The sequence below is a fragment of the Priestia iocasae genome (genome assembly GCF_016909075.1).
In the GTDB taxonomy this organism is placed as follows: Bacteria; Bacillota; Bacilli; order Bacillales; family Bacillaceae_H; genus Priestia; species Priestia iocasae.
Window position 1 is genome coordinate 364,441 of record NZ_JAFBFC010000001.1, and the last position, 19,534, is coordinate 383,974.

The 19,534-nt window shown below is 35.1% G+C and carries 20 protein-coding genes; 17 read left to right on the forward strand and 3 right to left on the reverse strand.

From position 1 onward, the window contains the following. Positions 1 to 7: 7 nt before the first annotated feature. The 12 genes from JOC83_RS01800 (at position 8) to JOC83_RS01855 (ending at position 13,352) form a co-directional block, all read left to right on the forward strand. Positions 8 to 1,258 (forward strand): glycosyltransferase family 4 protein, encoded by a 1,251-nt coding sequence (locus JOC83_RS01800; protein WP_205182899.1) that lies wholly within the window; start codon positions 8 to 10, stop codon positions 1,256 to 1,258. Then, positions 1,255 to 3,573, forward strand: coding sequence for a sugar phosphate nucleotidyltransferase (locus JOC83_RS01805; protein ID WP_205182900.1), 2,319 nt, complete (start codon positions 1,255 to 1,257; stop codon positions 3,571 to 3,573). The genes JOC83_RS01800 and JOC83_RS01805 overlap by 4 nt, the downstream gene beginning before the upstream one ends. A 158-nt stretch (positions 3,574 to 3,731) precedes the next feature. Next, entirely contained in the window at positions 3,732 to 3,881 is a 150-nt protein-coding gene (rpmG, locus tag JOC83_RS01810) for a 50S ribosomal protein L33 (RefSeq protein ID WP_110111337.1), read from the forward strand. Positions 3,882 to 3,951: 70 nt separating this feature from the next. Further along, entirely contained in the window at positions 3,952 to 4,521 is a 570-nt protein-coding gene (locus JOC83_RS01815) for a 5-formyltetrahydrofolate cyclo-ligase (RefSeq protein ID WP_239583263.1), read from the forward strand. Next, complete coding sequence (locus JOC83_RS01820; protein ID WP_205184737.1) at positions 4,514 to 5,308, forward strand: DUF92 domain-containing protein; 795 nt, start codon at positions 4,514 to 4,516, stop codon at positions 5,306 to 5,308. The genes JOC83_RS01815 and JOC83_RS01820 overlap by 8 nt, the downstream gene beginning before the upstream one ends. A gap of 93 nt (positions 5,309 to 5,401) precedes the next feature. Further along, positions 5,402 to 5,584 carry a hypothetical protein gene (locus JOC83_RS01825; RefSeq protein ID WP_205182903.1) on the forward strand — a complete coding sequence of 61 codons (183 nt, stop codon included), beginning with the start codon at positions 5,402 to 5,404 and terminating at the stop codon, positions 5,582 to 5,584. 379 nt (positions 5,585 to 5,963) lie between these two features. Next, a complete protein-coding gene (locus tag JOC83_RS01830) occupies positions 5,964 to 7,493 on the forward strand; it encodes a rhomboid family intramembrane serine protease (RefSeq protein WP_205182905.1) in 1,530 nt (509 codons plus the stop codon). A gap of 64 nt (positions 7,494 to 7,557) precedes the next feature. Next, positions 7,558 to 7,773, forward strand: a complete 216-nt coding sequence (locus tag JOC83_RS01835; RefSeq protein WP_205182907.1) for a YqgQ family protein — start codon at positions 7,558 to 7,560, stop codon at positions 7,771 to 7,773. Then, positions 7,766 to 8,740, forward strand: coding sequence for an ROK family glucokinase (locus JOC83_RS01840; protein WP_205182934.1), 975 nt, complete (start codon positions 7,766 to 7,768; stop codon positions 8,738 to 8,740). The genes JOC83_RS01835 and JOC83_RS01840 overlap by 8 nt, the downstream gene beginning before the upstream one ends. Positions 8,741 to 9,195: 455 nt before the next feature. Continuing rightward, positions 9,196 to 11,106, forward strand: coding sequence for a sulfatase-like hydrolase/transferase (locus tag JOC83_RS01845; RefSeq protein ID WP_205182937.1), 1,911 nt, complete (start codon positions 9,196 to 9,198; stop codon positions 11,104 to 11,106). A 139-nt stretch (positions 11,107 to 11,245) separates the two neighbouring features. Then, positions 11,246 to 12,133: a M14 family metallopeptidase gene (locus JOC83_RS01850; RefSeq protein ID WP_239583264.1), complete on the forward strand. Its 888-nt coding sequence runs from the start codon at positions 11,246 to 11,248 to the stop codon at positions 12,131 to 12,133. A 142-nt stretch (positions 12,134 to 12,275) separates the two neighbouring features. Further along, complete coding sequence (locus JOC83_RS01855) at positions 12,276 to 13,352, forward strand: YqgU-like beta propeller domain-containing protein (protein WP_205182940.1); 1,077 nt, start codon at positions 12,276 to 12,278, stop codon at positions 13,350 to 13,352. A 58-nt stretch (positions 13,353 to 13,410) separates the two neighbouring features. On the opposite strand, the gene JOC83_RS01860 is transcribed toward JOC83_RS01855, so the two are convergent. Continuing rightward, positions 13,411 to 13,584 (reverse strand): DUF2759 domain-containing protein, encoded by a 174-nt coding sequence (locus tag JOC83_RS01860; protein WP_205182943.1) that lies wholly within the window; start codon positions 13,582 to 13,584, stop codon positions 13,411 to 13,413. 226 nt (positions 13,585 to 13,810) lie between these two features. Here JOC83_RS01860 and JOC83_RS01865 point away from each other — a divergent pair, with 226 nt between their 5' ends. Both JOC83_RS01865 and JOC83_RS01870 read left to right on the forward strand, forming a co-directional pair. Further along, on the forward strand, positions 13,811 to 14,443 hold the full coding sequence (locus JOC83_RS01865) for an MBL fold metallo-hydrolase (RefSeq protein WP_205182946.1): 633 nt from the start codon (positions 13,811 to 13,813) through the stop codon (positions 14,441 to 14,443). A 3-nt stretch (positions 14,444 to 14,446) separates the two neighbouring features. Continuing rightward, positions 14,447 to 15,568 (forward strand): class I SAM-dependent methyltransferase, encoded by a 1,122-nt coding sequence (locus tag JOC83_RS01870; RefSeq protein WP_205182948.1) that lies wholly within the window; start codon positions 14,447 to 14,449, stop codon positions 15,566 to 15,568. 66 nt (positions 15,569 to 15,634) lie between these two features. Here the strand turns inward: JOC83_RS01870 and JOC83_RS01875 are convergent, their stop codons facing one another. Both JOC83_RS01875 and JOC83_RS01880 read right to left on the reverse strand, forming a co-directional pair. Next, positions 15,635 to 15,880 (reverse strand): DUF2626 domain-containing protein, encoded by a 246-nt coding sequence (locus tag JOC83_RS01875; protein WP_110111325.1) that lies wholly within the window; start codon positions 15,878 to 15,880, stop codon positions 15,635 to 15,637. A gap of 80 nt (positions 15,881 to 15,960) precedes the next feature. Beyond that, the gene (locus tag JOC83_RS01880; protein ID WP_205182949.1) at positions 15,961 to 16,662 is read right to left on the reverse strand and encodes a helix-turn-helix transcriptional regulator; all 702 of its coding nucleotides are present in this window, start codon (positions 16,660 to 16,662) and stop codon (positions 15,961 to 15,963) included. Positions 16,663 to 16,851: 189 nt separating this feature from the next. Here JOC83_RS01880 and JOC83_RS01885 point away from each other — a divergent pair, with 189 nt between their 5' ends. From JOC83_RS01885 to comGB, 3 genes are all read left to right on the forward strand, one after another. Then, complete coding sequence (locus JOC83_RS01885; protein WP_205182950.1) at positions 16,852 to 17,235, forward strand: Spx/MgsR family RNA polymerase-binding regulatory protein; 384 nt, start codon at positions 16,852 to 16,854, stop codon at positions 17,233 to 17,235. 197 nt (positions 17,236 to 17,432) lie between these two features. Further along, on the forward strand, positions 17,433 to 18,494 hold the full coding sequence (gene comGA / locus JOC83_RS01890; RefSeq protein WP_205182951.1) for a competence type IV pilus ATPase ComGA: 1,062 nt from the start codon (positions 17,433 to 17,435) through the stop codon (positions 18,492 to 18,494). Beyond that, entirely contained in the window at positions 18,491 to 19,528 is a 1,038-nt protein-coding gene (gene comGB, locus JOC83_RS01895; RefSeq protein WP_205182952.1) for a competence type IV pilus assembly protein ComGB, read from the forward strand. The genes comGA and comGB overlap by 4 nt, the downstream gene beginning before the upstream one ends. The last annotated feature ends 6 nt before the right edge of the window (positions 19,529 to 19,534 follow it).

Consider the following 19,534-nt stretch of genomic DNA (forward strand, 5'->3'; position numbering starts at 1 on the left):
TGAGTACATGAAAAAAGAATACGAAAACAAAATGGATAGAAATGGTCAATCTACCTCTCAACCTTTATGCATTTTAATGCTATCGTGGGAATTTCCACCTCATATTATCGGGGGATTAGCTCGCCATGTGTTTGATTTGTCTCGCGCTTTCGCAAGAGTGGGGCATGATGTCCATGTTATAACTGCTTTTGTAGAGGGCTTGCCTGTTTACGAGCGTCTATACGGTGTACACGTTTACCGAGTGAAAAGTTTGCAGCCTCATCATGAAGATTTTCTAGCTTGGGTAAGTAGCTTAAATATTGCGATGACTCAAAAGGTTTTAAAGCTGTCAGAAAGTCTCTCCTTCGATTTAATTCATGCGCATGATTGGCTTGTTGGAGCCTCCGCTCGCGCCTTGAAAAAGAATATCAATAGACCTCTTATTACAACGATTCATGCAACAGAACATGGAAGGAATAATGGAATCTTCACAGAAATGCAAAGATCTATACACGATCAAGAACATTCTTTGATACAAGATTCTGAAGCTATTATCGTTTGTAGTAACTACATGAAAGCGGAAATTACGCGTTTGTTTCATGTACTTGAGCAGAAGGTCTCGGTGTTTCCAAATGGAATTGATGTAGATATGATTGTGTCACATACGCGGTCTTTAAAAATAAAAGACAAATTTCAGATTCATCCAGGTCCACTTGTATTTTCAATTGGAAGGATTGTGTATGAAAAGGGATTTAGTGTCTTAATAGAAGCTACTGAACAGCTAGTAAAAACGATACCAGATATACGAATAGTGATTGCAGGAAAAGGACCGTTACTGCATCATTATCGAGCGAATGTAATCGAAAAGAATCTGCAACAACATGTGTACTTTGTTGGTTATATTACAGATGAAGAGAGAAATCAACTTTTTCACTTGTGTGATGTCGCTGTATTTCCAAGCTTATATGAACCGTTTGGAATTGTAGCATTAGAAGGTATGGTTGTTGGAAGGCCAACAATTGTTTCTGACACAGGTGGATTAAGTTCAATTGTAACACATGAAGTAACAGGTTTACTTTGTAAGCCTGGAGATGTATCGAGTTTAGCTCAAGGCTTAATGCGTGTACTATCAGACCCACTATTTTCTGCAATGATAGGAGCAAATGCGAAAAAAGAAGTAACAGGTAAGTTTGGATGGGATGAAATTGCTTCTAAAACAAGTGAACTGTTTAAATGTAAAGTAAGCAAAAATAAAGCAGGGAAGGAAGAAGCAAATTGAAAGGGATTATATTAGCTGGTGGTCAAGGGACAAGGCTAAAGCCTTTAACCGATGAAGTCCCGAAGCCAATGCTCCCTTTATGTGGGAAACCGGTGATGGAATATAGTATCGAACTTCTAAAAAAACATGGGATTACAGATATCGCTGTTACATTACACCACCTTCATCATCATATTACTTCGTATTTTGGAGACGGAAGTAAATGGGGAGTAAGGCTTCATTATTTTATTGAAAAAGAGCCGTTAGGAACAGCTGGTAGTTTGAAGAATACTTGTGAGTTTATTGATGATCATTGTGTAGTTATTAGTGGAGATGCGCTCACAGCCATCGATTTACAATCTGTTTTTACTTACCATCATCGGCAACAATCAGTGATGACCATTATTACAAAAGAAGTAGAAAGTCCTTTAGATTACGGCATGGTATTACGAAACGCTTCTGGATTTGTCGAAAAGTTCATTGAGAAACCAAGAAGAAATGAAGTAACGAGTAATCTGATTAACACAGGTGTATACATTGTCACGAAAAAAGTCCTTCATTATATTGAAGAAAATAAGCCCTTTGATTTTAGTCTAGATCTCATCCCAGAGCTATTAAAAAGCAATGAAAAAGTTTGCAGCTATTTAACAGAAGACTATTGGATTGATATTGGTCAAATTCACCACTATCGACAGGCTAATTACGACTTGCTCAATCAAAAGCCCACTCTCACTTTTCCACTTTCTACATGTATAGAAGAAGACGTTATAATTGCAGAACAAGTCACCATCCACCCACCTGTTTATATAGGAAAAGGTGTAACAATCCAAAAAGGAGCTACGATTGGTCCCTATACAACCATTGGATCAAATAGCTTGATCGGTTCATCTTCCTCTATCTCCTATAGTGTTTTATTAGAAAATGTATTCGTAGGAGAAGAATGTCATCTCTATGAAGCAACCGTTGCTTCAAACGCCTCCATTCAACAACGTTCTACTTTATCTACGCTTGTGATAGGAGGGGATTGTTTAAATAAAAGTGCCAATGAGCTCATGAAAAGCACGGAAAATCCTCTTTTCATAAATGGCAGAGTGATAGTGAACGCACAGGAAGGCAAATCTCCTCAAGCTGTTTTTCGGCTATGTCAAGCGTTGCGGATGAGTATGCCTAATGAAAGTGTCATTATAGTAGGTAGTGATGATGATAGGTGTGCTCATCTTTTTAGTAATATTCTTATGTCTGGTCTTCAATTGCAAAATTTCAAAGTATATACAGTTGGTGCGCTCCCTCTTCCGCAATTGCGATATCAAGTTACAAAAGAAGCAGCAGATTATATGATTTACGTTCACAGAGAGCCACATCGAGCAGGAAGCTTTCTTTGCTTAGAAATATATAATGAAACAGGCTGTCTTATTGATTCAATGGTGGAGTGGAAAGTCGAAAAGCAGTACACATCTATGACAAACCTCGATGTTAAAATAGAGAATGTAAGCCCAATCTTAAAGCTTAAAAGTAACCAAAAGGATTATATTGACTATCTTATTCGGTCTATTAATGTATCGTCGGTCATTGGAGCAAATATTTCAATCATTGTTGTGGGCCCTTCCTTTATTAAGGAAATGGTTCACCATCTTTGCGACGAGTTGCGTATTACAAGATATGTGGCTTGTGGTAATGAAATAAACGAGGAGGACATCTCGGTACTGATTAAAAAGTATAGGGCAAGCTTTGCGATGATTATGGATGAAAAGGGCGAATTTTTCTCATTGTATGATGAAAATGGGCGAGTACTAACAGAGACAAACATATTAGCTCTTTACATTTATAGTGTAAGCCTTACAAAAAAACGTTCCATTATTCCTGTACCTGTTCATTATCCTTCATCTTTAGAACTACTTGCGAGTCGATTGCATGGAAAGTTAGTGAGGGTCAAATCTCAAAAGCGTGCTTTATTAAATGTGTTGGGCCCTATACATTTTCAAGTAGACGCATTGTATGCGCTATGTCAAATTATCGAATTGTTATCTATTCAACTTCACTCCATATCAGCTCTTATTGAAACTGTTCCTAAGATTCATATTGAAAAAGAACATATATTTTGCCCATGGGAATCACAAGGTCTTGTTATGCGAAAGCTATTAGAAGAATTCAGTGATCAACAAATTGAGCTAATTGATGGAGTCAAAGTTTATCATCAAAATCGAGGTTGGACACTTATCTTACCTCATGGAGAAATGCCGGCTTTAACCATTTATTCTGAAGCTACAAATGAATTGTTAGCAAAAGAGCTTTCAACATATGTTATGAGGAAAATTAGGGAGTATCAGGAAAAATAACATCATAAATTATTTTTAGCTCATCATGCTAGACAATGGGAAGAAGAAATTTAATATGTGAAATTGCATTCTTCATAAAAACAGACTAGAATTTCAAAATGAAAAGTGATATTATAGTATAGTCTGATTTATGTTCTTAATGTTTGGAGGGAAAATAGATGCGTGTAAACATTACATTAGCTTGTACTGAAACTGGTGATCGTAACTACATCACAAAGAAAAATAAGCGTAACAACCCAGATCGTCTTGAGTTAAAGAAATACAGCCCAAGACTTAAAAAAGTAACGCTTCACCGTGAAACAAAGTAAGCAGTAGGATGTTATTCCTACTGTTTTTTTTATAGGTTCTTTCAATCTCGAATAGATAGGTGAGGAGATGATGAAAGTGAAAGCAATATGGCGAAAAAAAATGAAACAACAATTAAATGAAATAGATGAGCTTACATATAACATTTTCTCAAAAGATATTATGGACGTGTTATGTCAATCTTCGTACTGGAAAGAAGCAAAGACGATTGGTGTAACCATTTCTAGAGGTAGAGAAGTGGCAACAAATGAAATTATTAAGAAGGCGTGGGATGAGGGGAAGCATGTAGTGGTTCCAAAATGTAACCCAAAAGAAAATGTCATGACGTTTTATGAAATTACATCATTTTCTCAATTAGAAACGGTTTATTTTGGGTTGCAAGAGCCAATTGTACAAAAAACAAAGAAGTATTTTCCAAATCAAATTGATTTAATCATCGCACCAGGGATTGTGTTTGACCAAAATGGCTATCGAATCGGATATGGTGGAGGCTATTACGATCGGTATTTGGCTGAATTTAACGGAGAAGTCATTGCACTTGCTTTTTCACTTCAAGTAGTAGAAGAAGTTCCTTACGAAGAACATGATCTTCCTGTGAAAGCACTCGTTACAGAACAGGGGATTATTCATTGTGATGATTGAAGGCCTGTTCGTTTATGTTGTTATTATCCTTGTTGCTCTCTTTGGCTATCTTGTACATTCATTGTCTGGATCAGGAGCAGTAGCGGCTGCTCTTGTAGGAATCTCTATCTATATAGGCTATGAGATTGAAGGGCTTATTGTATTAGGTGTATTCTTTGGTACGTCTACCTTATGGAGTAAATATAAAAGGGAAAAGAAGCGTGACTTAACAGAAAAAGTTGAAAAAGGTGATAGACGAGATTGGATTCAAGTCTTTGCAAATGGTGGAATAGCAGCGTTGATTAGCATATGCTACGCATTTAGTGGGTGGAGTAGTCTTGTGTATCTGTTTCTCATTAGCCTAGCCGCTGCTAATTCTGACACATGGGCTTCAGAAATTGGTTCATTAAGCAAACGAGCACCTTTTTTTATTTTATCGTTTAAGCGAGTTGAAAAAGGAACATCAGGAGCGGTTTCGTTGTTAGGAACATGTGCAGCTTTAGCTGGTTCATTTGTAATTGGTTATATAGGATACTTATTGTTTGAGCCTATTCATTTTTATTCTCTGTTATTTGTAACATTGTTTGGCTTTTTGGGAAATTTATTCGATACCTTGCTTGGTGCGACAATTCAAGTCGTTTATCGTTGTTCAGTCTGTTCGATTAAAACGGAACGTACATTGCATTGCGGAATAACAACAGTAAAAGAGAAAGGTTGGACGTTTTTTAATAATGATGTCGTGAATGTAACTGCGATTATTCTTTCAACGGTCATTGGTGGGATTGCTGTCCAACTGTTTCTCACTTAACTTGTATGCATGTGGACTTTCATCTATAAAACATACTGTGGAAGGGATAAAGTTATATAAATGGAGCAAGTTAATAGTAAGGAGGTCGTGAGAGTGCAACGTATCTTACTAGTAATACTTGGACTGCTTCTTCTTATTGTAAGCTATCGAATGAGATACCGTGTCGTCAACCTTATTTTAGGAAGTTCAGCGATTAGAAGTTTGGCCATTCGCTCATTATTAAATATCCCTTATGTAAAAGATAAGCTACTTGGGCAAGTATTTCGTTATTCATAATGAATGAAAGTAAAAAACAAAGGGTGAGCAGAACCTATACAGGGGACCGCTCACCCTTTGTTTATTAAGTATAAAAGGTTGCTTTTTCGTTTATTTTCTGACATCGTTAAGAAGAATAAATGCATATGAATCCTTATTTTGTAGGGTTAAACCGTATACGTGATAGGTAAGCCTTTGAAAAGGGAGTTAAGAGTTATAGAATAAGTTTTGAAGGTTGCTTTTTAAAGAAGCAACCTGTCGCTCTTTAATTGAACTTATGTAGACTCAGTTCGATTGCAACATCATTAGCATAAACTGATGAATGACTGATCTTGTTTATTGCATTTACAAGCCTTTTTATAATGGATTTTTAAATTGACTAAAGGGAGGGTTCGTATTTATGAAGCAGGATCTTCGTTATTGGAAAATCATAGAAGGTCTTTTAAGTAATGAGGCTTATCATCTTTTATATGCTTCTGAAGATTTGTCTCAAATATGGTTTGAAACAAATAAAAATCGAAAAACAACGTTATTTCGCATTGTAAGGAAGGATTTTACATGGTCTAATTTGCTTGAGAAAGATATTGATTACGTACATAAAAGAGCCGTGTCTCTGCGAAAGCAATGGTTGAAAAAAGAGTTATTTATCCAAAATGTTTACATAGTTGATGATTATCCCCTTAATGATTGGGAGGCCGTTGCAGGCTCATATGAAAAAAAAGACAAGATTCTCATTGATACCATCTTATTAACAGAGCAAGAGGATGAAGGAAGTTATGAACAATTTGCACGCAATATGAATGTTGCTTATTATGCACAACAAATGGAAGACTACGAAAGCTATTTATATAGTGAGAAAGTGAAACAAGCAGTGATTCAATCGATTCGGGAAGAAAAGAGCAAAGAGAAAGAGCTATTTAATAGAGGCAAGCCATTCTTTGCTTATGTTTTTTTAGCTGTTCAAGTCGCAATGTTTTTCTTTTTAGAATTAAAAGGTGGAAGTGAAAATAATTTAACATTGCTTGAATATGGAGCTAAGTATAATCCGTACATAATACAAGGAGAATGGTGGAGATTCTTTACACCAATCGTACTCCATATTGGATTTCTTCATTTGCTAATGAATAGTTTTGCTTTGTATTATTTAGGTCCGTTAGTGGAAAGGGTATATGGAAACTTTCGGTTTTTATTGATTTACTTGTTTGCTGGGTTTGCAGGCACATTAGGAAGCTTTGTTTTTAGTTCCTCTTTATCAGCAGGAGCTTCAGGTGCAATTTTCGGATGTTTTGGAGCCTTATTGTTTATTGGCAGAGCGTATCCCAAATTATTTCTCCGTACAATGGGATATAACATTATCATGGTCATTGTTATCAACCTCGTGTTTGGATTTGTTGTTCCAGGTATCGATAATGCAGGTCATATTGGTGGATTAATAGGAGGTTTTCTTGCTGCAAGTATTGTTCATTTACCGACACATAAACGAATTAGAACACAGTTTATATCGTTTCTGACAACAATTGCGTTAACGGTAGCTTTATTGATATATGGGTTTAATGAGCAAAATGTTGAGAAGGATACAGATTCAGCATTAATGATTGCTTCTCAATATATTCAAAAAGAAGAGTATAGCAAGGTGAACCGAGTGTTGACGCCATTCATCGATGGAAATAGCAAAGATAGCCGCGTTTATTTTTTGGCATCTATTGTTGAATTTCAGGAAAACGACTTAAATCAGGCAAGGCAGTATTTAGAGTCTGCTGTTCAATACAATAATCAGTTTCATGAAGCACATTATAATTTAGCTCTCATTTATAGTGAGATGAATGAGACAGAAAAAGCGAAAGAAGCCGTCAACAAAGCCGTACAGCTTGATTCAAGTAATGAGAAATATAATCAGCTATGGGGAAAACTTCACAATAAACCGTCTTGACGTAAGGCTAGTTTCCTTTATACTTTATGTATATGTAAACGTTTAAGGTAAATGGGTGAAAAAGATGAAAACGTTATATGATGTTCAGCAGTTTTTAAAATCTTTTGGCACAATAATATATGTCGGAGATCGTCTTGCAGATCTTGAACTAATGGAAGAAGAGTTAAAAGAGCTTTTTCATTCTAAATTAATTGATATTCAAGATTTTCAAATGGCTCTCTTGTTAGTTCGCCAAGAGTTACAATTACAAAAAGAAAAAAGGATGAGTCAGAATGGATGAAAAATGGTTAGTTGGTGTTGATTTAGGTGGAACAACGATTAAGATGGCCTTTATTAATCATTATGGGGAAATCATTCATAAATGGGAAATAGACACAGACATTAGTGAGCAAGGTCGAAACATTCCAACAGACATTGCAAAGTCTATCGATAAAACGATTATCGAATTAGGCCGTGATAAGAGTCAATTAGTGGGAATCGGAATTGGAGCTCCAGGTCCGGTAAACTTTGCAAACGGTTCAATTGAAGTAGCAGTTAATTTAGGATGGGAAAAGTTCCCGATTAAAGATATTTTAGAAGTAGAAGCATCTGTACCAGTGGTTGTAGACAATGATGCAAATATTGCTGCAATCGGTGAAATGTGGAAGGGTGCTGGAGATGGCGCGAAGGATTTACTGTGCGTTACTCTTGGTACAGGTGTCGGTGGTGGTGTAATTGCCAATGGTGAAATTGTACATGGTGTAAACGGTGCTGCTGGAGAAATTGGCCACATTACATCTGTCCCTGAAGGCGGAGCACCTTGCAACTGTGGAAAAACAGGCTGTTTGGAAACAATTGCATCGGCTACAGGGGTTGTTCGATTGGCAATGGAAGAGTTATCAAACACAACGACAACTAGTTCGTTGCGTGATGATTACACTCAAAGTGGTCAACTGACAGCAAAAATGGTATTTGATGCAGCAAGAGAAAGTGATGAATTAGCTGTTAAAATTGTAGACAAGCTTGCATTTCATTTAGGATTGGCATTAGCAAATGCAGCGAATGCTTTAAACCCTGAAAAAATTGTTCTTGGTGGAGGCGTATCAAAAGCTGGAGATGTCTTGTTAAATCCAGTCAGATCTTATTTTGATCGTTTTGCTTTTCCGAGGGTATCACAGGGAGTTGAATTAACCATTGCAACGCTAGGTAATGATGCAGGTGTCATTGGTGGAGCTTGGTTAGTGAAAACAAAAATTGCGTCTGTATAAATAGAGTTAGAAAATATACCATGACAAGAGAAGGGGCATTCACTTACGGAGGGTATCTAAGATGGAATGCACAAGCCTCGAATCCCCGTCTGTGAAGAAAAATTCTCTTTTGAAGAAACATAGGTTGAGTTATGAAATAATAGGTTTACTATTTTAAAACTCAGGGTATAAAATAGTAGCTTGAAAGAGTCTTCTCTATAGGAGGCTCTTTTATGTTAAGATTTAAAATATTTTTAATATTATGAATTTAAATTTTGACGAAACTTTTTTACGAGATATTCGTCTAAATAATTGTATAAACGAATATCAATAACATTACTATTCTACCTTTTGATTGTGAAAAATGATTTGCATTTTTGTAAAAAAAGCATTAAGATTATCTTCGTTATTATGAAGATATTAAATAAAATGATTATATTTTTACAAAGGAATACAGGGATTAAGGAGGTTTAAACGTGACCAATAAATCATCGTTGTCAAAGCTGTCGTTTATTCTTACAGCAACGATTTTACTATGGATTAAAACGTATATTGTATATAAAACCCAATTTGATATTAAAATTGAAAATGCTACACAGGAGTTTATTTTGTTTATTAACCCTTTAAGCTTCTTATTGTTAATACTAGGGATAGGGTTATTCTTTAAAACAGAAAAAGGACGTAATCGTTATACAATTATAACAAGCTTTATTATCACATTTGTTCTATTTGCAAACGTTATGTTCTATCGCTTTTTTAATGATTTCTTAACATTGCCAGTGTTGTTTCAAACAAGCAACATGGGGGATTTAGGGAATAGTGCGTTTGAGCTATTTAAGTGGACAGATATCTTAATGTTTATTGACGTTATCGTTTTAGCATTTCTAGCAAAATACTTGTCTAAGAAAAAAGAGGTAGATGAAGGACTTTCACTAGGGGTTAGCCGCAAGACTCGCTTTGCTTACTATGTAGCAGTGTTAGCGGTATTTATTTCAAACTTGGCTTTAGCGGAGACGGAGCGACCAGAGCTGTTAACTCGCGCGTTTGACCGTGAAATGTTAGTGAAAAATATTGGAACTTACAACTATCACATCTATGATGCAGTTCTTCAATCCAAAACAAAAGCTCAACGTGCATTAGCAGATAGCAGTGAGTTTGTTGAAATCGAAAACTATTTAAAAGCAAATCAAAAGGCACCAAATGAAGAGTTATTCGGTGCAGCTGAGAATAAAAATGTTATTATTGTTTCACTAGAATCATTACAGGATTTTGTTATTGGAAATACGGTAAATGGTCAAGAGGTTACACCGTTTTTAAATGATTTTATTGAAGAAAGCTATTACTTTGAAAATTTCTATCACCAGACAGGACAAGGTAAAACATCTGATAGTGAGTTTTTACTAGATAACTCGTTATACCCATTAGGTCGTGGATCAGTATTCTTTACACATGGTGGAAATGAATTTAATGGTACGCCAGAACTTTTAAAAGATAAAGGCTACTATAGTGCTGTATTCCATGCTAACAATCGTAGTTTCTGGAACCGTGATGTTGTCTATCCAAGACTAGGGTATGATCGCTTCTTCTCACTAGCTGATTATGAAGTAACGCCTGAAAACTCAGTGGGATGGGGATTAAAAGATAAAGAGTTCTTTGAGCAGTCTGTAGAACATATGAAAACTTTACCACAGCCGTTCTATTCAAAGTTCATCACTTTGACAAATCATTTCCCATTCGAATTAGATGAAGAAGATAAAATGGTGGATGAATTCGATTCTAATAGTCGAACATTAAATCGTTACTTCCCTACCGTTCGATATATGGATGAAGCATTTAAATACTTTATTGAAGATTTAAAAGCAGAAGGTTTATATGAGAATTCTATTATTGTTGTTTATGGTGACCATTATGGTATCTCTCAAAACCATAACGTTGCAATGGAGCAATATTTAGGAAAAGAAGTAACACCTTATCAATGGACACAGCTACAAAAAGTACCAATGATTGTTCACATTCCTGGTGAAGAGCATAAAGGTAAAAAAATCTCTAAAGTTTCAGGGCAAATTGACTTGAAACCAACTCTTCTTCACTTATTAGGTATTGATACGAAAGATCATGTACAATTTGGTTCAGATATGTTCTCTGAAGAAAAGATGGATTTTGCTGTTTTACGTGACGGTAGCTTTATTACAGATAAGTATGTATATGCTGATAATAAGTGTTACGATAAGTCTACGGAAGAAGAAACAAATCTATCTGCTTGTGAGCCATATATGGAAAAAGCAAAACAAGAATTAGATTACTCAGATAAGATTGTATATGGCGATCTTCTTCGCTTCTATGAAGGTAAAAACTATCGATTAGAAAAAACAGAAGATCATAACTAATAAAAAGAGCTTTGACAGGCAAAATGTCAAAGCTCTTTTTTATTCATGATAAAAGGCATTAACATCATATACTTGAATGACAGACCGTCATGAGTGAAGAGAATCATATTAGCAAAATAAAAAGGAGGGGACGATTAGAATGGTTAACATGCATATTCCATATAACTATGAACGGATGTTAAGTGATCTAGTGAACTTATTACATCGATATCCAATTGCTTCGGGAGAATATATTGGCCATAGTGTATTAGGAAAGCCGATCCCACATATTATAATTGGACATGGAAAGAAAAAAATTCACATTAATGCTTCCTTTCATGCGAATGAATGGATTACAACAAATGTAGTGATGAAGTTTATGGAAGATTACTTACATGCTATTTATTATGGTCAATCTTTAAAGGGGATAGATGCTAGGACATTGTATCAAGAAACATCCCTGTCCATTGTACCAATGGTTAATCCAGATGGAGTGAATCTTGTTCTTGATGGTCCTCCTATTATAGAGCCTTATTATTCAAATATATTGAAAATTAATAAAGAGAGAGAAGGATTTACTGGTTGGAAAGCAAACATTAGAGGTGTGGATTTAAATAATCAATTCCCTGCAAACTGGGAGATAGAAAAAGAGAGAAAAATACCCAAAAAGCCAGCTCCAAGAGATTATCCAGGTCGCTGTCCTTTATCTGAGCCCGAGGCGATTACGATGGTAAGACTAGCTAAAAGATGGAAATTTGATCGAGTAGTTGCATTGCATACACAAGGTGAAGAATTCTACTGGGGCTACATGGAAAATGAGCCGAGTGAGGCTGTTCATATTGCAAATGAATTTGAACGAGTTAGTGGATATCGAGCTGTACGAACAATAGATAGTCACGCAGGTTACAAAGATTGGTTTATCTTACATTATAAAAGGGCAGGGTTTACGATTGAGCTTGGCAAAGGAATTAATCCTTTGCCATTGTCGATGATTTCTGGAATCTATGAAAGAACATTTCCACTTTTATTAGCATCTATGTATGTATAGTGTATGAACCTTATTTCTTTATAAAAAAACAATTAGCAAAGGAATTAAGATATTGGTCTAGAAGTTTATGTTTATGTAAGATATTACTTGCATTGATAGAACAGAAATAGCATAATTTGATTGAAAGATAAAGGTGATGAAGATGATAAAAAGAGTTATGGTTTTCATTTTCGTCATCGTGATGTTAGTTGCTTGTCAGTCAGAAGCGTCGAACGATCCTAACAAAGCACAAAAGCAGCATGAAGGCGAAAAGAAAGTAACAAATCAACAAGAAATAAAACCTTACATCATTGAACAATCTGCTTTTGGTGGAATTGGAGATTGGTACGATAATCATCATGTGTTAATCATCAAACATGAAAAAAAAGGATCTATAATTGAGAAATACAACATTTATACGGGTAAAACAGAGCTCTTTTTTCGTTCTGATGCTCCTATTATTTCTGTAAAAGCAAACCCCAATTATCATACCTTTTTGGTACATCTATCACAATCAACAGAAGAGGCCACATTACTATTTCTTAATCAAAGTGGCGAGACATTAGATACGCTAAAACTAGAGTCTTTTGATGTACAGTACACATGGAATCCGTTTTTACCTAATCAAGTTTTTATTACGAGCTTTTTAGAGGATTGGACATTTAATTTATTCTTGAGAGATGTTGCGAAAAAAACGCATCAATTATATACCTTGCCTCAACCCTTCATTCATTGGATTAATCAAGATGAGATTATTTATTTAGACGTGGATGATGTGTTAGCCAATCCTTATGCACCACTTGTAAAGTTTAACCTCGATACAAATGAAGCAACTGTAATCAAGGAAGATGTAGTGGGCGTATCCTATTTAGGCTCGACATTGATTACCATTGAAGAGAACGATGGAGTAGGAACCTATACATTTTGGGATTCATCATTTGAAAAAGTGGATAAACTTACGTTGCCGATCATAACAGAATATGATGGTCCATTAATTCCTTATAGTCAAATGGATCCATCAGAACAGCTCTTTTATACATTTAAGTCAAATTCAAGCAAACAATTTGATTTTATTGTTTATTCACTCGAGCATAGTAAAGTAGAGACACTTATTGAAGGAATTGAAAATATGCCACTAAAGCTTTCGCCAGATGGAAAAATAAGCTTAATTGGTTATCAATTTGAGCAGGTCATAAAAATAAATGAAAAGACCATAATGGACTTAGTGAAATTTCAGTGAAATAAAAAAAGCCATCTCCAAAGGTGGCTTTTTTTGTATGCACTATGTAACGGCTACATTAGTGAGCAGTTGGATAACCGTGATTTAAGACAGTCATTACCGTAAACCAACCAAAGATTGCAAATGTTAACACTGCAAATCCTAATCCAAGGAAGTTTTTATTTCGCATGGCTGAGACAGCACCGAAAATTCCTAATAATGTCGTTAATGCAAAAATAATCATAAGACCCATCTGCAAAACCTCCCTTACGCTAAAATTTATAAAACCTTCTATAGTAAGGTTTTGGTAATAAAATAGCTATTTTTATTGTAAAGGTTTTCTTACAGTTTGTCGAGATGAAAAAGTGACACTTCTATGGATAAATTAAAAAGAGTGAACATTTTTAAAATGATGTGTTGTATTGTAGAATAAACCTAAAAGAAAGAATTCAATCATAAAAAATGGAGGTCATTACAAAATGATGTATGTTCAAATTCCTTTAGGTCCGTTACAAACCAATTGCTATGTATTAGCAAATGAAGAAAAAGAGTGTGTAATTTTTGATCCAGGTGCTCAATCAGAAAAATTAATTAGATTTATTGAAGAAAAGCAATACAAGCCTTTAGCTATTCTATTAACACATGCTCATTTTGATCACATTGGAGCAGTGGATGATGTTAAAGAGAAGTACAGTCTTCCTGTATATATTCACCAAGATGAACAACATTGGTTAACAGATCCTGCATTAAATGGATCACAATTCTTTGGGATTGGCTCGATTTCAGCAGGAGAAGCAACCGACATTATTTCCGAGGAAGGGATCTTAAACATCGGCTCATTTGAATTGTACGTCTTTGAGACTCCAGGTCATTCACCAGGCAGTGTGTCTTATTATGCAGCAAAAGAAGGGCTTGTGTTTTCAGGAGATGCTTTATTCGCTGGAAGCATAGGGAGAACGGATTTACCGGGTGGAAACCATCGACAACTGCTAGCTAGTATTGATAAAAAGTTAATGCAACTGCCTGAAGAAACGGTTGTCTTATCCGGTCATGGTAGTGAAACAACGGTTGGGCAGGAGATGGATCAAAATCCGTTTTTAAATGGATTTTAAGCAATGCAACAAGCTATAAAGAAACGTATCAAAGACTCCTTACATAATCGTATTTCCTATAGCGAATATATGAACATAGCTCTGTATGATGATGAACATGGGTACTATATGAAACACGCTCAGAAAGTAGGGAAGCATGGTGATTTCTTAACAACGAGTGAATTATCCTCTGCTTTTGGTCGAGCGATGGCACATCTTTTTGTGAAAGTTGTTGAACATCACTTATTACCTCCCATTATTTGTGAAATAGGGGGAGGTAATGGTAAATTTGCCGAGGTTGTAATAGACGAGTGGAAAAAAATCTCACCAAACACAGTTGACCAGTTAACGTACTACATGATTGAAAAAAGCAGTTATCATCAACAGCTACAAAGAAATGAGCTATTTTCAAATCAATTAATTTACTTTAAAACAGTCGAAGAATTTCTTTCACAAGTAGGCGAATTCAATGGCATTGTTTTTTCAAATGAATGGTTTGATGCACTTCCTGTAGAGGTAATTGAGAAGAAAGATGGCTTATTATATGAAGTATGGATTACGTTAGAAGGTAATCGACTTGTTGAAACCTATATTCCTGTAACGAATCAACATATTCTTAATTATTTATCAACCTATAATCTTTCTATAGCGGAAGGACAACGATTTGAGATTCCTCTTGATATGATAAAAGCGATTGAAAGATTAGGTGTAATGGTGAAAAGCGGGATAGTGGTAACGGTGGATTATGGCTATACATTTCAAGAATGGGAGCACCCTGCGCGTCGCAGAGGTAGTCTGAGAGGATATATGCAACACCAGCTAGTTGAGGATCCTCTTCAAAACATTGGTGAAATGGATTTAACGACACATATTCATTTTGATAGCTTAATAGAAAAGGGAAAACAGTGTGGACTGCAGCTTACAACTTTTAAGCGCCAAAGAGAGTTTTTACTGATGATTGGTTTACTTCAATTATTGGAGGAGCATACCTCAACAGATCCGTTTTCTAATCGTGCAAAAGCTAATCGATCTATTCGTAGCTTACTTATGGAAGGTAGTATTAGTGATTATTTTCATGTAATTATTCAACATAAAAATCTCGAGTTAGAAGAATCATTCCTCATTGATCTAATTAAGCATAAATGATTCATTTTTGTTCGTTTGCAAATATAAGAAAGCGGAAACAAAAAAAGCGATGAGAAATCATCGCTTTTAGTGTCCGCCTTGACCTGGAACCATCATAAAAGTTGTCCAATATGTAAAGGCAACAAAGAAAACAGTTAAGTACGCTCCAAAAACATAGATGTACATACGCTCAGAAAGCTTTAAATAACTTAAAAAGACGAAAAATCCAGTTTGAGCTAAGAAAATTAGCGCTGTTGTTGGCATATGACCTAAATAAAACATAACTGCAAAAATACCAGTCCAAAACCCTAATACACGGTACATGCGTTCCATATGCATCCCCTCCTTTAAACCCACATGTCAATTATTTATTATAAAGGACATTTTATACAATTGTAAATATTACTTTGTTTCTAGTTTGTGACAGCTACTTGATAAGTACAAGCTTCACATCCTACAGCTATATTATTTTTTGCAATTAAATCAACGTCTTCAAACAACAAATCAAACATTCCTTTTAAAAAAGCGTTATGAACTACACATACAGATTGTTGATGGATGGCTAGTTCTTTAAAGGGGCAATTGTTAATTTGAAAGTAAAGAGTATTATTTGCATGGTTAAATTCAATAATTGGGAGTAGACCAGCTTCTTTTGCTGCTTTTTTAATCAAGTTGACTTTCTCTTGGATAGATAAAGAATAAGCATCGTTACTCATCAGATGAGCATATTTTTGCTTAAAGTAAGTACGTCCATAATCATAAGCGTTTTTATGTAAACCATTTAATCCTTCTTCACCAAAATGCGAAAGTGTCTGCAGTAAGATGGTCGATAGCAGTTGATAATCCCGATAAGGAAACGACAATTGAATTGCTTCATGAGACATGCGATAAAAGCGACTAGGACGTCCACCTTTGCCTGTTTTCTTTGTGTGTGAAGAAACAAAGTTAACTTCCTCTAGTTTTGATAAGTGAAGTCTTGCAACGTTCGGATGAATATGGAATGTTTCTGCTATTTCTTGAACAGTCACATCCTTTAGTTGATGTGTGATGTATTCATAAATATGAAACCTCGTTGGATCGGATAACACACTAGTGACTTTTAGTGTATCTGTCATTCCCTCTCACTCCTATTTAATATGATTATTTCCAGTATAATACAAAAACATTGTGTTCTATTGAGAAAGTAGCGTTGTTACAAAAAATTCACAAATTGAAAGAGAAAAAACTGTACAAAAGTTATACAAAACATGTACAATGTATATAAATAAGTGTAACAAAAAATTAAACAATAGGAGGAATGACAAATGGAGAGGATTATGTTCTTTACATATCCTAGTTGTACTTCTTGTCGCAAAACAAAAAAATGGCTAAAGATGCAGGATGTTAATTTTACAGAGCGTCATTTATTTCGAGATACACCTACGTATGAAGAGATGCTACAGTTGTTAACAATGACGACGGAAGGTATTGATGAGTTGTTAGCAAAAAGAAGTCAAGAATATAAAAACTTGAATGTGGATGTAGATAATATGAGTCTTTCAGAGGTTGTCCAACTTTTAACGGAACAACCACGTTTATTGCGACGTCCTATTTTAACAGATGGGAAAAAATTAGTAGTAGGATACAATGAGTCTGCATTAAAGAATTTAGTGAAACGAAAAAAACGTACATCTTCTCTTGTAGGATAGTCATACGTTTCTAGAGGGAGATGGCGTAAATATGAAGGGTGTAAATTAGGTTGATTCAAAAGTGAATGTACTTTTGAATCAACTTTTTTAATTAATTATGTGTATTTTTGGTGTATGAAGAAGGATTTTGTAGAAGAGTGTAGAATTGTTGTAGGGCGACTAGCATCGTCGTATTTATTAATAAGGAGGGATTAGAAGTGAAGGAAATTGAAAGGTTTGCTGATCAGCTAGTGAAATATGCTGAGAAATACAATGTATCGGACATTCACATTGTGCCTAGGAAACTGGATGCCATTATTCAACTAAGAATGGATCAAGCACTTGTACAAAAAGAAGTGATTTCTCGAAATGTGTGCGAAAGACTCATTTCACATTTTAAGTTCTTAGGAGGGATGGACATTGGCGAAAGGAGAAAGCCACAAAATGGTGCATTAGTCATCTCTTTAGAACATCGTGAAGTTAATTTGCGATTATCCACTTTACCAACTTCTTATGATGAAAGTCTCGTTATCCGTGTTCTCCCTCAAGATAAAATGACCTCTATGTCTCACCTTTCTCTCTTTCAACAAGATACGAAAAAACTGATTTCCTTGTTAAAACACTCTCATGGCATGATTATTTTTACAGGCCCTACTGGTTCAGGTAAGACTACTACACTTTATACACTGTTAAACGAAACAAAGAAAATGTTAAATCGAAACATTATTACGCTTGAAGATCCAATTGAGCGTAAAACAGAAGATGTACTTCAAGTACAAGTGAATGAAAGGGCTGGCATTACGTATTCTACAGGTCTTAAAGCCATTTTACGACATGACCCTGATATCATTATGGTCGGTGAAATTCGAGATGATGAGACGGCTAAAATTGCGATGAGAGCGGCACTAACTGGACACTTAGTATTAACCACCATGCATACGAAAGATACTAAAGGGGCTATTTATCGATTATTAGAATTTGGTGTAAGTATCCAAGAAATAGAACAGACGTTAATTGCCATTGCAGCTCAGAGACTTGTAGAAATTAAATGTCCTTTTTGCGAAAAGACGTGCCATCCAGTATGTCGAAAAATGCGTCAGTATCGCCAGGCAAGTGTATATGAATTACTGTACGGTAAAGCATTAGGTGGTGTCATTAAGGAAGCCAAAGGAGAAGAAGGGGTGTATGATTATAAATTATTACGAGATGTGATAAAAAAGGGAGTTGCATTAGGTTATTTGTACTCTTCTTCTTTAGAAAACTGGGTGTTTAACGATTGAAGAAAAAAAGAAAAAAATGGACATTAGAACAACAATCAAAGTTTCTTATTCAACTTTCACAACTCCTTGAGAAAGGATATACACTCTCTCATGCTTTAGAGTTTTTACAGTTTCAACTTCCTCACAACCTCCGTGAACAAATTCATCATTCATTACTTCAACTAAAATCTGGAGATTCTCTTCATTCTGTATTTAGTACGTTACACTTTCATAAAGATGTTTTAAGCTACTTATATTTTGCCGAACAACATGGAGATATTTATTTTGCTTTACGAGAAGGAGGAAAAATGCTTCATCAAAAAGTAAAAAACATGAAGCAATTTCAAAAACTTATTCAATATCCCATTGTTCTGTTATTTTTTATGATGGCTATTTTATTTATGTTAAGTACCATCCTTCTACCACAATTTCAAACATTGTATCAATCACTTGGTCACAAACAATCAAGTTGGCTCATGTTCTTTATGAAAGGTTTATCACTCTTTCCTTACATGCTTCCTCTCTTTGTTCTTTTCCTTCTAATAAGCTATCTCATTTTTAAACGACTTCGAACAAGTCTTTCACCTATTCAGCAAGTTAATTTTCTATTGAAAGTTCCGGTTGTTAAAAAGATTGTTCTTCTGTTTAACTCTTATTTTTTCGCTATTCATATTAGCAATTTGTTAAAAGGAGGGTTATCCATCTATGATTGTTTGCAACTTTTTGAAAAGCAGTACCATTATGCTTTCTTTAAAGGCGAAGCTTCTTATTTAATGCAACAGCTATCTGCCGGTTTACAGTTAGATGACATTATAAGGGGTAGAACATATTACGATGATGAAATGGCAAATATCATTACACATGGACAGCTAAACGGAAATCTATCTCAAGAATTATATGATTATAGTTCATTTATGATTGAACGAATAGAAGCGATTATTCATAAAAGTTTACATTTTGTCCAACCTCTTCTTTTTTCTCTTATTGGACTTGTTATTTTGTTGATGTACCTAGGGGTTATGGTTCCAATGTTTGATGCAATGTCTAGCTTATAGAATGAA

Coding starts and splice junctions, on each gene's coding strand:
- JOC83_RS01800 (WP_205182899.1), top strand. CDS start 8: ATGAAAAAAGAATACGAAAACAAAATGGATAGAAATGGTCAATCTACC.
- rpmG (WP_110111337.1), top strand. CDS start 3,732: ATGCGTGTAAACATTACATTAGCTTGTACTGAAACTGGTGATCGTAAC.
- JOC83_RS01815 (WP_239583263.1), top strand. CDS start 3,952: ATGAAAGTGAAAGCAATATGGCGAAAAAAAATGAAACAACAATTAAAT.
- JOC83_RS01820 (WP_205184737.1), top strand. CDS start 4,514: ATGATTGAAGGCCTGTTCGTTTATGTTGTTATTATCCTTGTTGCTCTC.
- JOC83_RS01830 (WP_205182905.1), top strand. CDS start 5,964: ATGAAGCAGGATCTTCGTTATTGGAAAATCATAGAAGGTCTTTTAAGT.
- JOC83_RS01835 (WP_205182907.1), top strand. CDS start 7,558: ATGAAAACGTTATATGATGTTCAGCAGTTTTTAAAATCTTTTGGCACA.
- JOC83_RS01840 (WP_205182934.1), top strand. CDS start 7,766: ATGGATGAAAAATGGTTAGTTGGTGTTGATTTAGGTGGAACAACGATT.
- JOC83_RS01850 (WP_239583264.1), top strand. CDS start 11,246: ATGGTTAACATGCATATTCCATATAACTATGAACGGATGTTAAGTGAT.
- JOC83_RS01855 (WP_205182940.1), top strand. CDS start 12,276: ATGATAAAAAGAGTTATGGTTTTCATTTTCGTCATCGTGATGTTAGTT.
- JOC83_RS01860 (WP_205182943.1), bottom strand. CDS start 13,584: ATGGGTCTTATGATTATTTTTGCATTAACGACATTATTAGGAATTTTC.
- JOC83_RS01865 (WP_205182946.1), top strand. CDS start 13,811: ATGATGTATGTTCAAATTCCTTTAGGTCCGTTACAAACCAATTGCTAT.
- JOC83_RS01870 (WP_205182948.1), top strand. CDS start 14,447: ATGCAACAAGCTATAAAGAAACGTATCAAAGACTCCTTACATAATCGT.
- JOC83_RS01875 (WP_110111325.1), bottom strand. CDS start 15,880: ATGGAACGCATGTACCGTGTATTAGGGTTTTGGACTGGTATTTTTGCA.
- JOC83_RS01880 (WP_205182949.1), bottom strand. CDS start 16,662: ATGACAGATACACTAAAAGTCACTAGTGTGTTATCCGATCCAACGAGG.
- JOC83_RS01885 (WP_205182950.1), top strand. CDS start 16,852: ATGGAGAGGATTATGTTCTTTACATATCCTAGTTGTACTTCTTGTCGC.